At 66.4% G+C, this 12,521-nt stretch carries 15 protein-coding genes; 1 reads left to right on the top strand and 14 read right to left on the bottom strand.

Annotated features, from left to right (window positions below; all coding sequences use genetic code 11):
• Positions 1-13: 13 nt before the first annotated feature.
• Genes ACIQUB_RS11260 through ACIQUB_RS11225 form a run of 8 tightly spaced genes read right to left on the bottom strand, consistent with a single transcriptional unit; the run spans position 14 to position 7,408 of the window.
• On the bottom strand, positions 14-3,859 hold the full coding sequence (locus tag ACIQUB_RS11260; protein ID WP_113237406.1) for a glycoside hydrolase/phage tail family protein: 3,846 nt from the start codon (positions 3,857-3,859) through the stop codon (positions 14-16).
• Positions 3,860-4,294 (bottom strand): NlpC/P60 family protein, encoded by a 435-nt coding sequence (locus tag ACIQUB_RS11255; protein WP_113237407.1) that lies wholly within the window; start codon positions 4,292-4,294, stop codon positions 3,860-3,862.
• A complete protein-coding gene (locus ACIQUB_RS11250) occupies positions 4,291-5,181 on the bottom strand; it encodes a DUF2163 domain-containing protein (RefSeq protein ID WP_113237408.1) in 891 nt (296 codons plus the stop codon). The genes ACIQUB_RS11255 and ACIQUB_RS11250 overlap by 4 nt, the downstream gene beginning before the upstream one ends.
• Complete coding sequence (locus ACIQUB_RS11245) at positions 5,178-5,819, bottom strand: DUF2460 domain-containing protein (RefSeq protein ID WP_113237409.1); 642 nt, start codon at positions 5,817-5,819, stop codon at positions 5,178-5,180. The genes ACIQUB_RS11250 and ACIQUB_RS11245 overlap by 4 nt, the downstream gene beginning before the upstream one ends.
• Before the next feature lie 12 nt (positions 5,820-5,831).
• Positions 5,832-6,377 carry a phage tail tape measure protein gene (locus tag ACIQUB_RS11240; RefSeq protein ID WP_113237410.1) on the bottom strand — a complete coding sequence of 182 codons (546 nt, stop codon included), beginning with the start codon at positions 6,375-6,377 and terminating at the stop codon, positions 5,832-5,834.
• The gene (locus ACIQUB_RS11235) at positions 6,367-6,612 is read right to left on the bottom strand and encodes a rcc01693 family protein (RefSeq protein ID WP_113237411.1); all 246 of its coding nucleotides are present in this window, start codon (positions 6,610-6,612) and stop codon (positions 6,367-6,369) included. The genes ACIQUB_RS11240 and ACIQUB_RS11235 overlap by 11 nt, the downstream gene beginning before the upstream one ends.
• Before the next feature lie 11 nt (positions 6,613-6,623).
• Positions 6,624-7,001, bottom strand: coding sequence for a gene transfer agent family protein (locus ACIQUB_RS11230; RefSeq protein ID WP_113237412.1), 378 nt, complete (start codon positions 6,999-7,001; stop codon positions 6,624-6,626).
• Positions 7,001-7,408: a phage major tail protein, TP901-1 family gene (locus ACIQUB_RS11225; RefSeq protein WP_113237413.1), complete on the bottom strand. Its 408-nt coding sequence runs from the start codon at positions 7,406-7,408 to the stop codon at positions 7,001-7,003. The genes ACIQUB_RS11230 and ACIQUB_RS11225 overlap by 1 nt, the downstream gene beginning before the upstream one ends.
• Positions 7,409-7,536: 128 nt before the next feature.
• On the opposite strand from ACIQUB_RS11225, the gene ACIQUB_RS11220 reads away from it, so the two are divergent.
• The gene (locus tag ACIQUB_RS11220; RefSeq protein ID WP_113237414.1) at positions 7,537-8,751 is read left to right on the top strand and encodes an MFS transporter; all 1,215 of its coding nucleotides are present in this window, start codon (positions 7,537-7,539) and stop codon (positions 8,749-8,751) included.
• Here ACIQUB_RS11220 and ACIQUB_RS11215 read toward each other — a convergent pair.
• From ACIQUB_RS11215 to ACIQUB_RS11190, 6 genes are all read right to left on the bottom strand, one after another.
• Entirely contained in the window at positions 8,739-9,245 is a 507-nt protein-coding gene (locus ACIQUB_RS11215) for a GNAT family N-acetyltransferase (protein ID WP_113237415.1), read from the bottom strand. The genes ACIQUB_RS11220 and ACIQUB_RS11215 overlap by 13 nt on opposite strands.
• Before the next feature lie 3 nt (positions 9,246-9,248).
• On the bottom strand, positions 9,249-9,524 hold the full coding sequence (locus ACIQUB_RS11210) for a DUF1778 domain-containing protein (protein ID WP_113237416.1): 276 nt from the start codon (positions 9,522-9,524) through the stop codon (positions 9,249-9,251).
• Between the two features lie 84 nt (positions 9,525-9,608).
• Positions 9,609-10,031 (bottom strand): DUF3168 domain-containing protein, encoded by a 423-nt coding sequence (locus ACIQUB_RS11205; protein ID WP_402929425.1) that lies wholly within the window; start codon positions 10,029-10,031, stop codon positions 9,609-9,611.
• Positions 10,028-10,363, bottom strand: a complete 336-nt coding sequence (locus tag ACIQUB_RS11200; RefSeq protein WP_113237418.1) for a phage head closure protein — start codon at positions 10,361-10,363, stop codon at positions 10,028-10,030. The genes ACIQUB_RS11205 and ACIQUB_RS11200 overlap by 4 nt, the downstream gene beginning before the upstream one ends.
• Positions 10,363-10,932, bottom strand: coding sequence for a head-tail connector protein (locus ACIQUB_RS11195; protein WP_402929423.1), 570 nt, complete (start codon positions 10,930-10,932; stop codon positions 10,363-10,365). The genes ACIQUB_RS11200 and ACIQUB_RS11195 overlap by 1 nt, the downstream gene beginning before the upstream one ends.
• Before the next feature lie 316 nt (positions 10,933-11,248).
• On the bottom strand, positions 11,249-12,505 hold the full coding sequence (locus ACIQUB_RS11190; RefSeq protein ID WP_402929421.1) for a phage major capsid protein: 1,257 nt from the start codon (positions 12,503-12,505) through the stop codon (positions 11,249-11,251).
• Positions 12,506-12,521 lie beyond the last annotated feature (16 nt).

The raw sequence follows: 12,521 nt of genomic DNA, 5'->3' as shown, positions 1-12,521 counted from the left end.
TTGGGTTGAAATGTCACGTCTGAAAGATCGCCCGGGCGGGCAATCCCAGCGGCACGCGCTCGCCGAGCTGGCGGATCGTCACCGCAAGGCTCGCCTGCCGCCCGCCGAAATCGAGCACTTCGTCGGCCAGCGGATAGGTCCATTCCGGCGTCTGGACCTCAACGGCGCGGATTACGGCGTCGGCGCCATCAAGCACTTCCACCCGGTAGCGCTCGAAGGGCTCGTCGAGCGGGATGTCGGCACCGGTCCAGCTGTCGGCATTGTCGCGCCCGCGCCGTGTCCAGGAAATGAGCGCATCGTCGGCATCCGTACGCCGGCAGCGCAGATGAACCGGGGCGAGCGGTGTGGCGGCGCGCAGGCCGCCCGCGAACACGAACGGCCCCGCCATCGCAAGCGAACCGGCCGCCTCGGCGATCCAGTTGAGCGACAGGCCAGCCTCGTCGCTACGCAGGCCAAGCGGTTTGACCGCCTCGTCGAGCAGTACAACGGCAGCACCCTCGGGAATGCCCGAGACCATCGCATCCTCGGTGCCCGCAAGCCCGCGCAGCAACCCGCCGAGCCGCCATCGCCCGGCCGCGATCTCTTCGGCCTGCAGGAAGGACAGGATTTCCCATACGCCACCCACTGAGCGCACGGCCAGCCGATTGGCCCCGTTCAGCACCGATATTTCGGCCGCCGAGGACAGCTCGCCATAAGCCAGATCAACGATCAGCGCCTGGGACCAATCGAATCGGCCGGTAACACCCGGTGCCAATGCGGACACAAGAGCCCCCATCGTTGCCGGACGGTCGAGCACCGCCCTGCCCCGATAGCCCTCCGTCGTCGCCGATGACGACAGGCCGACAGTGCGCCACGGTCTGGCGAAGACCGCGCCGCGCGCGAAGCTCGCCGCCGCCTCGCCGTCGAAGCGCGGCAGGTCCATGAGATGCACCAGCGGCTTGAACAGGTTCGACGCGGTACCGCCGCCATTGCGGCCGTCGGTCACGGCAGGCGGGGCGCCGCCCGAGGACGGTGCGAAGGCTCGCGCCTCGATGCGGCGTGCATCGCCATCCTCGATGCGCGAGACCAGGAAGCGGCCATCGGGACCATCGGTCAGCGAGACGACGTCGCCCGGCTGCACATCCAACCGGCCGGGCGCCAGCGAGAAGCGCAGCGAGCGGCGAGCAATTCTGACGTCGCGCAACAGCGCCTCGGCCGCATCGAGCGCCGTCTCTTCGGAAACGACGGCTGGCAGGTCCTGCTTGATCAGCCGGCTCGTCGCCTGCCCGGCGCGGTGCGAGCGGGCGCTTGCCTGCTCGTAGTCGAGATCGGGATTGTAGAACGTCATCACCGCCTCGGCGGCGAAATCGCTGTCGTGGCCGCGCGTCTCCTGCCAAAGCGGCTCATTCTCGCTGTCGACAAGCGTCTCGATCGGAAGAGCCGGCAAGCTGGCGCGTGCGCGCGAACGGAAGCGCAGGAGGCCGGCATCCTCGAAGGCATCGATCTGGAACGCCTGCAGCAGCGGTTCGATCAGATCGCGAGCCGAACCGAGTTCGCCCTTGACGTAACCGATCAGGTCGCCGCTCACCTCGGAGACGTCGAAATCCGAAAAGCCGTGGTCGCGCAGTACCGCCGCCACGATATCGGCCAGGGTGCCCGCGCCAAGCCGACCATTCAGCCAGTGGCCGGTACGCCAATTGCCGCCATCGGACCAGACATCCGTTGCCAACGGAAAGGCCGGGAACGGCCGCGCATCCCAGCACCAGACGAAGAGATGCGACGGATCGACCATGCCATCAGGCGCATCATCGCCGGCCCACCAGAGATGGTGCGCTTCGAGGAAGCGCCGTTGCATGCTGTCCGAGCGCATGCCGGTGGAGAAATACGGCGCTCCGCTTTCCACCGACTTCGGGTCGGCGAAGACATTGGGCTGGTTGGCGCCCTTGTCGACCGCGCCGCAGCCGAGTTCGGTGAACCAGATCGGTTTGCCCGACGGTATCCAGGCCGTGGGCGCCGCGCGCTCGGCGCCACCGCTGCGCTCGTAATGCGGATTGGCCCACCAGCCTGCGATATCCTTGTAGCGGAAGACCCAGGGCTTGCCGGCCAGACCATCGGTGATCGGGCTGCGCTGCCGGGCTTTGCGGGCATCGTCATCCGCATAGTACCAGTCGAAGCCCTCACCGGAGCTGATCGCTGCCATCAGTGCATCTCGACCGTCGGCAAGCCGGAAGCCATCGGGATTGGCGCTGGCGAGATCGTCGTCGCGCCAGTCGGCGAGCGGCATGTAGTTGTCGATCCCGACGGCATCGATGTCAGGCGAGGCCCAAAGCGGGTCGAGATGGAAGTAGACGTCGCCGCTGCCATCCGTCGGGTGATAGCCGAAATACTCGCTCCAATCGGCGCCATAGGTGATCTTCGCCGCCGGCAAGAGCGTCCTGACATCGCCCGCCAGCCGCACCAGCGTCTCCACGAAGGGAAAGGCATCGCCGCCATCGCGCAGTTGCGTCAGCCCGCGCAGTTCGGAGCCGATCAGGAAGCCATTGACCCCGCCCGCAAGGCGCGCGAGTTGCGCATAGTGCAAGACGAAACGCCGGTAGCTCTCCTCACCGCCGAGATAGGCCACATGGCCGCCCGCGATCGTGAAATCGCCCGCTTGCGCATTGCCCGCAAAGGCCTGAACCTGCCCGCGCGCGGCCGCCGTACGGTCGGCGCTAGCAGGCCGCCCCGGCGCCGGATCGCAGGTGATGCGGCCACGCCAGGGATAGGACGCCTGATGCGCGCCGCCATAGGGGTCAGCAAGGGCGTTATTGGCGCGAATATCCATCATCACGAAGGGATAGAGATAGACCTTGAGACCCCGCGCCTTGAGATCGGCGATCGCCGACAGCACGCTGGCATCATCGGGCGTGCCGCCATAGGCCGGGCCGCCATTGTTGCGGCTGACGAGATGGGCGGCACCACGCGCGATGCCGGAGACAGACCACGGTGTGCTTTCCTCCGCGCGGCTTGCCACCTCGACGCCGGGCACCACACGGCATTGGCCGGCGCGCAGATCGGTGCCGAACCAGGAGACGACGAGCGCCACGCGCTCGAGATTGGGGCAGAGCGCCATCAGCTCGTCGATCGAGATATCCCAATCGCTCGTGCCGCGCAGGCTGTTGCGGTTGAGAATGCGGGCGCTGCCGGCACCGAGGCTTTCCGAGACCTGCGCCAGCTGATAGCCATGCTCGGTGGCGCCGGGGATGATGCAGACGGCCTTGATCTCATTTTCCAGCTCGCCGACCGATCTTACGACCTCGAACTGCAGCAGCGGAATGCGGTTTCCATAGGCATCGAGCGGCAGGCGCTCGAAGACGACATAGGCAAGCCCGCGATAAGCGGGCGCGTTGCCCGCCCCCTGCTTGGCCTCGATCAGCGGATCGGGCAGCTGCGTGTCATCGCCGCGATAGACGCGCATCTCGATCCTGGTCAGATCCAGTTCCTTGCCATCGGCCCAAACGCGCCTGACATGCCCGATCGGCCCTTCCGCCAGACCGACCGCGAGATTGGCGAAGTAGCGAAAGCTCTCGACGCGGGTGCCGCCGGTGGCCTTGCCGCCTTGCCGCTCGCTGGTCAACTCCTCCTCGAAACGTGTTGCCCAGATCAGCGTGCCGCCGACGCGGACGCTGCCGTAGACGCGGTTGATCGCCGTGCCTTCGTCGGCGCCTGGAATGCGGGCGCTCGACAGATGCGCGCCGCGCACGGTGGAGCGGCCGTTGATCAGCGCGCGATCGACGACGCTTCCAGCCAGCGCGCCAGCCGCGCGGCCGATGATGGCGCCGACAGGACCGAAGACGCTGCCGATTGCCGCGCCTGCGGCCTGGAAGAGGAGCGTTGCCATCTATCTCTCCGGAAAACGAAAGACGCCCGATATGCGCCGGCGCCAGCTCGGCACCAGCGGTGAAGTGACCACCGCCGCCTGCTCATAGGCATGGATGAACTGCCGCTCGCCCGACAGAATACCGGCATGCTTGGCGGCGAGCTGCGGGCGCCAGCGAAATAGGAGCACGTCACCCGGTCTTGCCTCGACAAGCGGCAGCGGCGGGCCGAAATGCCGGAGTGCGGCCTCCATCAGCCGATCCCCGCCGCCACGCTCCGCCCAATCGGGCGCATAGGGTGGCGGGCGCTCCGGCTCGGTGCCGTAAAGCTCACGCCAGATGCCCCGGATCAGCCCGAGACAATCGCAGCCGACGCCCTTGAGCGAGGCCTGATGCCTGTAGGGCGTGCCGATCCAGCCTTCGGCCAGGCGCAGCACTTCCGTTGAAATGTCGGTCATTTGAACAGCGCGCTCCCGTCGTGAAGGGTCTCGCCATCGGCATAGGTGTAAGCGAAATCGGTGCCGGGGATGTGCGGGAAACCGCGAAAATTCAGGTGGTTGGCGAACTTCGTTCGGCAGGTCAAGAAGGCCTTGTCGCAACCAGCCGTGAGCAAGACGCGATCGCCCGCACTTGGGGTGGCCTCGAGCGGCAGCCAGAGGGTCACCTCCAGCAGACCGTCCTTCACCGCATGCGTCTCGATCTCCAACCGCTGGCCGTGATTGTGGCCATCGAGAAAACGGAGCACGCCGAAACGGAAGAAGCCGTCGGGCACGGCTCTGATACCGGAGAGCAAAAGCCGGCTGGCATCCGCGACCGCGACCACCACGCCTTCGGCGCGCATCGCGGGTGCCGGGAGATCGATGCCGCATCTTTGATCGCCAAGCGTCGCGTCGCAGCGCCGGCCATAGACGCGGCCCTGTGGCTCGCCGAGGCGGCTGGCGAAGCTGCGCAGTTCCGCCTGGAACTGGCCGGCATCGCGCGTGACATCGCCGATCTCCTGCACCTTCAAGAGCATGTGCTGGCCGGGGTCCGCCCAGTTGACGAGATGCACCTCGACGCGGGCGCCGTCATAGCGGCCGCGCGTTAGATCCTCCTCGGTGATCGCCGCGCTGGAGAAGCCACCGGCGACATCGCTGGTGGCGGCCGGCAATCCCGCCTCCGCTTCCGCCGCACTGGCGGAAAAGCCGCTCGCCGCCAGGAAGGTGGTGCCCGCGAATGTCAGGTCGTGATCGTGTTCGGTAAAGCCGAGCACGACGCCATCGCGGCGCGTCACCCGCCAGGCATGGCAGAGCGTCGTGGCGTCGCCTGCAAGATGCGCGGCGAGCCCGTCCGGAATATGCCTCATGGCATGATCTCCATCAGCGGAATGGTGGGAATGCGCCCGGCGTTGAAGGCCGAGAGGTTGACGTCGATGCGCCCGGTCGCAAAGCGCACCGGCACGTCGAACAGGAACCCGGCCGTCACCGGGGCACCCTCTGGCGGAACGGCATCGGCCGCGAAGGTGACGATGCCGGTCGTGGGGTCGCACACGAAGGCGGACGACGGCTGCGGCACACCATCCACCGCGACGACGACCGAGCCTTCGACCGGCTTGGCGATCCGCCGCGTGCTGCTGGCCCCGGCATCGCCATAGGTTTTCGCGAGCGGGAACGCGACAGTCACGCCGTTCCCGATGCCGATCGGCTGGTCGCCGGGTCCGATCTCGGCGCCCGGGCGGGTCGACGTGCAATCGATCGGATCTCGAAAACGGAAGCCATAGAGCTCGCCGCTACGGGCCTCGAAGAATTCCAGCACCTCGTAGAGATCCGCCACCGAGCGCAGGCCGGAGCCCGCATCATAACTGCGGCGCGCGTCGCGCCAGCGGCTGTTGCGGCTTTCGCGGCCATTGGAGAGATTGACGATATCGGTGCGCCTGACCGGCCCGCCGCTCGTCGACAGCGACAGGCGGAGCGGAAAGCGCACCTCGTGGAAACCGGATGTCATCTACTCTAATCCTCACAGGTTGCGCTGGCCGCGCATTGCGGTGCGCGCCAGCATCGAGGAAATCTGCGCCTCGCTCTTTCGGAAGCTCTCGGCATCCGTCGCGGTAACGTTGAAGACGATCTGCGGTGCCGCCCCCGCCCCCGATGCGGCGACGCCGAGCGAACCGTCGGCACCGCGCCGCAGGGGCAGGATCGCCTCGCTGCCCGCCTCGCCCATCAGCCCCATGTCGCCGCCGAGAGGGAAATAGGTGGGCTGCGAGACCACACCGCCATCGGCGAAGGGAAGCAGCTTGCCGGCGCCACCGAACAGGCTGGAGGCGGCGCCCGAGAGCATCGTTTCCAGCGGCTTCAGCCCGGCCTGCAGCGCGATATCCGTCATCCGATTGGCCAGCCCGCGCAGCACGTCATCAAGTCCCTTGCCGCCCGAGACCGCGCTGCGCAGCGCCCCTGATAGCGCCGAGCCGAAGGAGCGCGAGCGCCCCTCCAGATCGTCAAGCGCGCGCCGCAGCGTCGCCGCCTCGTCGGTCATGGCCGACAGGTCCGTCTGGTCATCGGTCATGGTCGTTCCTCGTTTCGTGTATCGCCCGGCTGTCCGGAAAGCGGGCCATCAGCCCGTCGAGATCGGCACGGGAGACGGCGGCACGCGGCGACGACAGCCCGCCGGCGGCGGCGTGAAACTCGACCGGCGTCATCGCCCAGAAGGATTGCGGGGGAAGCCGCAGCAGGCAGAGACCGACATGCAGAACCCGCGCCCAGGGGAAAGGCGTTGGCCCCGCACTGTCCGTCGTCCCGATGCCCGCTGCGGCTAGAGGGGGCGCGCGGAGGCGTCCGCGCCATCCCCCGAAAACGTCGCCACCAGCAAATCGCCGACGATCGCGGCATAACCACCGATGCCGCCCTCGATATCGGCCTCCGCCACATCCTCGTCGGAATAGAGATTGCCGCCGCCGCGCAGGCCGGCGCCGATGATGCGGATCATATCCGCCGCCTTCAGCCGGCCACCGGCGAAACGCTCGGCCAGCCCATTCAGGCTATCGACCGAAAACGCCGTCTCGAGCTCCGCCAGCGCCCCCAGCGTCAGGCACAACACCCGCCGCTCGCCGTCGATCTCAGCCTCAATCTCGCCGCGCCTGCGATTGGCCCTTCGCCCTGCCGCTTGTCCCACTGTCGTGCGGGCCGCCATCACAGCGCCTCGAAGGTGATCGCGCCGGCCGATTCCAGCGCCAGCTCGAACATCACCTCGCCATTATACTGGCCGGAATATTCGAGCGCGCTAGCCTGGAACGGTCCAGTGGCGCTGCCGAAATCCGGCACGATGATCTGCCAGCTCAGGATCGAGGCGTTGAAGAAGGCGTTGCGCACCAGCTGGTCGGAAGCCGCGTCCTTGAAGATGCCTGAACCCGAAACCGAGGCTCGCTGCACGCCGGCGCCGCCCAAGAGCTCGCGCCAGCGCCCGGCGCTCTCGGCATCGGTCACATCCACCGTCTCGGCATTGAAGGACAGCCGCTTCGAGCGCAGCCCCGCCACCGTCTCATAATCCGTGCCGTTGAAAACCCTCAACAGCAGATCCTTGCCCTTCTGCGCCACCATGGCCTCATCCCTTCCACGAAAAAAGGCGCCCCGATGGAACGCCCGCGATGTCATCGACTTGTCACTTTGAACCTGATGGCGAAGATGCTACGACCGCTTCGATCCCTTCCCTTCGCCGAAGTCACACCATGCCCGGGCCTTTTCCCCTGCGTTCGACACAGTTGATTGCCGTGCTCACCGTGACGCAGCTCATCGGCTGGGGCACGACATTCGACATGCTCGGCGTCATGGGTCGGGTGATCGCGCCCGATCTCGGGCTGGCGAATGAAATCGTCTTCGGCGGCCTGACCGTGATGATGGTCGTCCTCGCGCTCCTTGGCCCGACGATCGGCCGGCTGTTGCAGCGCCACGGCGCCGTGCCCGTGCTTGCCGCGTCATCCGTCACCTTCGCCGCCGGCCTTCTCATGCTGGCGGCGACACAGGGTATCGTGCTCTATACGATCTCCTGGATCGTCATCGGAATCGGCGGGGCGCTCGGCCTGACGACGCCGACCTATACCGCCGTCGTCGAGCGCGAGGGTCTCAACGGCAAACGCGTCATCGCCATCCTGATGCTCTTCACCGGGCTCTCCAGCGCGCTGTTCTGGCCGATCCTCAGCCTGCTCGATGCCCAGTTCGGCTGGCGGACCACGTTCGTCATCTGCGCCGCGCTGCAATTGTGCGTCTGCCTGCCGCTCTATCTCTTCGGTCTGCCGCGTCCGGCAGCCACGCAAGAGGGATCCGCCGAGATGCATGCAGCACCGGTCGATCTTTCGCCCGACGATCGGCGCAAGGCCTTCCTGCTGCTCGCGGCGGCAACGACGCTATCGAGCTTCGTGACCTTCGGGCTGGCGCCATCGCTGCTGGAGGTCCTGCGCCAATACGGCGCCGCGCCGATGCTTGCACTGCAGCTCGGCTCGGCGCGTGGGGTCATCGGCATAACGGCGCGCGGCATGGACATGCTGCTCGGCAAGCGCGGCAACCCGATCGTCAGCGCCATCGCCGGGATCGGCCTGATGGTGGCGAGCTTCGGATTGATCCTCATCGCCCCGCCCTCGACATCGCTGCTCGTCGGCTTCATCGTGATCTACAGCTTCGGCGCCGGCGTCATGGCCGTCGCCCGCGCGCTGCTGCCGCTGGCGCTGTTTTCGCCGCGCGAATACGGCCTGCAGGCCGCCCGCCTGTCGCTGCCGCAAAACATCGCCAACGCCGCCGCCCCCATCATCTTCACCGCCATCCTCGATCGCGCCGGCGCCGGCATGGTGATGGCCCTATGCTGCACGCTCGCCGCACTCGCCTTCGGCCTCGTGCTGATGCTGGCAAGCCTCATCCGCCGCGCGAAGCCGGTTGCTCAGGTCGCCTGAGCCAGCGAAGCCACGATGTCCTTCGTCGGCAAAAGCAGCGTGCGCTCGAGACCCTTGGCGGCGCGGAAGCCGAATTTCAGATAAAAGGCCTCCGCCTCGTCGTCCAGGGCATGAACCATGACGGCACGGAAGGCGACCGAGCGCGACGAAGAGACGACGGACATCAGCGCGTGCTTCAGCAGCGCGCTTCCCAACCCCATATTCTGATGGCGGCGATCGACCGCAAGCCGTGCCAGCAGCGCAACCGGGATCTCGCCCGGCGCCCGATGTCCCTTGACCTGTCTCGGCGCGCTGTTGCGGCTGATCATGCCCGCGCACAGCGAGTGATAGCCGACGACGCGGTAATCCTCGGTCGCGATGACGACGGTCCGGGTATATTCCTGCTGCTGATTGTAAAGCGCCATGTCCTTCAGAAAGCCATCCAGCGCCGGCTTGCCGCTGTCGAAATCATCGACCAGATGATGCTCGCCGAGAGGAACGGGCTTGCGAAACATCCGTCAGTCGATCCATTCGGCGTTGGATTTGAACAGCGCGACGAGCCTATCGTTGGCCTTCGCCGGTTCGCCGAGAAGCCCCTCGACGGCATCGAAGACGGCCGCATCGACGCCGATGAAACGCTGATCGAGCAACTCCTTCTGCGCCGAATAAAACGCGGCCTCTGTCATGAATGCCGTGAGCGACTTGCCGCTGACAGCGGCCGCGCGCGCGATGATCTCGCGCGTCTCAGTATCGATGCGCAGGTTGATGGTTTCGCTTTTCTTGACGCCGGGCATGTCAGTCGCTCCGCATGCGGATTCATGAACTCGTATGGACAATGTCTATACAGCAATACTGTATCGCCGTCCAGATTTGGGCTCTCAGCCGCCCGAAACCTCGACCGTCACCTCCGTCACCGCCCGGAACCGGATCTCGGCGACATGCAGCCTAGTCTTCTGTTCGCGCCGGGTGCGTGTCGAAAGATGCAGCAGGCCGACGAGATGGTGCGTTTCCAGCGAGAGCGGCGCGTCGTGCAGCAGCATGCGCAGGTGTTCGGCTATGGTCGCGGCCTCTTTACGGCCGCCGGCGTCAGTCCAGATTTCGAGCGTCAGCAAATGCTCGGCACCGGCTTCGGTCGCCGTGGAATAGTCGTTGCTTGCGAGATCGGCGACGATGATGGCGGGGAGTTTTCGGCCCGAGACTAGGCGGTCGCGCAGGCCTTCGGGGCCGATCATGGCCGAAAGTTCCGCATCGTCGGCAATGCGCGTCTGGATCGCCGTCAGCAGTTCATTGGCAGCGCTCATTGGGCTTCCTCCTCGCACAGGCAAACGAGATAGTTGCCGCGATCATCAGGATCGCGCCAGGCGCGGATCGCGAAGGTGCGCGTGCCCTTGCGCAGCCGCATGCCGGCTTGGATATCGTGGCGAAAGCGCAGCCAGATGCGGTGGGTGAGCGTGAAGACATCGGCGCCCGCCTGTTCCTCGCGCAGTTCGCTCACCGGTTCGATGCGGGCCCAGAATGAGGCGATCTCGGCAAACGAGACGGTGGCGCCGCCCTGGCCATCCGAGGTTTCGACGGGCGCTTCCAGCGCCAGCCGCGCCGTCATCTGGCCGGGATCGAAGAAGACCGAGCGCATCAGAGCCTCCTCACCATGAAGGGCGCGATCAGGCGGTCGTAGCCTGCCGGAATATCAGCCGGCTGGTCCTCGACCGCGACCGTGCCCCGGAATGCGAACATCTGTGCCACATGCATCAACATCGCCCGCTTCAGCGTCTCCGGCACCTCGGCGCCGCTCTCGCCGAAGCCGGCGGTGAAGTCGATCTCGATGCCGTTGATGGGCTGGCCGGCGCTGACAGCTCGGCCGAGCACGAGGCGCGCCGGGCGGGCGTGGCCGTCGAGGATGTGGCCGGTCAGCGGCAGGTTCAGCTCTTCGCCGGATGCGTCGTAAAGTGTCAGACTTTCAATGGCTTGGACGGGGCCTCTCGCGATCTGAATCACGCCGTCTTCAGGAATTGAATCAAGATAGAGGCGCCAGGTTTGGGTGATGAGGCTGAGGCCGGTTGCGCGCTCCAGGTGTTCGCGTGCGGTGCGGATGAGCGCGGTGAGCAGCGTGTCCTCGTTGGTGTCGTCGAGGCGGAGGTGGGATTTGGTCTCGGCGAGGGTGATGGGTTCGGAGGTGGGTGGGGTGATGAGGGCGTAGGTCATCGTGGGGTTCCTGGTGATGTTTGAGGTGGGTGTGCCGGGTTGGTGCTTTTGAGAGGCTGGAGCAGGCGGCCCCCTCATCCGCCTGCCGGCACCTTCTCCCCGCTGGGGAGAAGAGACTCGGAGTGGGCCGCTCGCTCCATCCCTTCTCCCCCGCGGGGAGAAGGTGGCCCGAAGGGTTCAGGTGCAACAAAGTTGCACCGGGGACGAGGGGGCTCCGGGCGCGACGCAAGCTACATTCGGGGCCACTGGGCACTACGCCAGCCGCATTCGAAGCGGCACAACGCCAACCGCACCGCACCCACCGCCCCCAACCCAATCAACTCACCGCAAACTTCACCAGCTTGATCGCCTCGAAGTTCTGCACCCCGCCGCCGACCCGCTTGGTCGTGTAGAACAACACATACGGCTTGGCCGAATAGGGATCGCGCAACACCCGCACACCCGTGCGGTCAACCACCAGATAGCCCGCACGAAAATCGCCGAAGGCGATGGCCATCGCATTGGCGGCGATGTCGGGCATGTCCTCGGCCTCGACGACGGGGAAGCCGACCAGCGAGGCGGCTTCGCCTGCCGTTGCCGGCGGCTGCCAGAGGTAGCGGCCTTCGGCGTCCTTGAGCTTGCGCACCTCGGCCTGGGTCTTGCGGTTCATCACGAAGTTGGCGTTCTGGCGATGGCCCGCCTTCAGCGAATAGATCGTGTCGATCAGCGTGTCGGAGGCGCCGGTCGCCTTGAAGCCACCGGCGGCGCCCGTGGTGATGTAGCCGAGATTGCCCCAGCTCCAGGCGCTGTCAGCGACCGAAGTGTAGGCCAGCAGGCCCTTCGGCTTGTTGACACCATCGCCGGCGACGAAGGCGGCGCCTTCCTGTTCGGCGAAGACGGTGTCGACCTCGCTTGAAATCCAGGCCTCGATATCGACGGCGGCATCGTCGAGCAGCGCCTGGGTGGCGGCCGGCATGGCGTAGAGTTCCATGGTCGGGAAAGAGAGCTCGGCAAGTTGGGCGCCATTGGTCTGCGGGCGTGCCGCGGTCTCCGCGACCCAACCGGACGCCATGCCGGAGATCGCGAAGGGCTTTTTCAGCACAGCGCCGGAGACCTGGCGGACGGTCGCGATCGAGCGGATCGGCGACACGACGGAGAGACGACGGCCGATGGCGCTGTCGGTCTCGTCGGGCACGAGATAGCCGCCATCGGCGCCGGAGCCAGAGGACATCGCCTTGGCCTCGATCTCGCGCAGGCCGACCTCGTCGCCACGGCGGATATACTGCTCGAAGGCGGCCTTGTGCTCGGTGATCTCGCCGCTGGCCGGATGCGTGCGGCCGAGCGGCGGGCGGGCCTTTTTCAGCGCCAGCTGGTCCAGCACCTTCTTCTGCTCGTCCATCGCGCGGCTGATGCGGTCCATCTTGTCGCGGGTGACGACATCCGGCGTCAGCTTCTGCTCGATCTCGCCGAGCCTGGCGTCGTTGGTTTCCTTGAAGGCCTCGAAGGCTTCCATGAATTCGTCGAAGGCGGCGGTCATTTCAGGCGCGGCCTTGATTTCGGGGGCGGTCTTCTCGGCAATCTGCATGTTGGTCATTGCGGGATCATCCTTT

Origin of the sequence: Rhizobium sp. NPDC090275 (assembly GCF_044772225.1) — a bacterium.
GTDB lineage: Bacteria > Pseudomonadota > Alphaproteobacteria > Rhizobiales > Rhizobiaceae > Rhizobium.
Note: the sequence above shows the minus strand (reverse complement) of the source record. Positions and strands in the feature narration are given on the sequence as shown.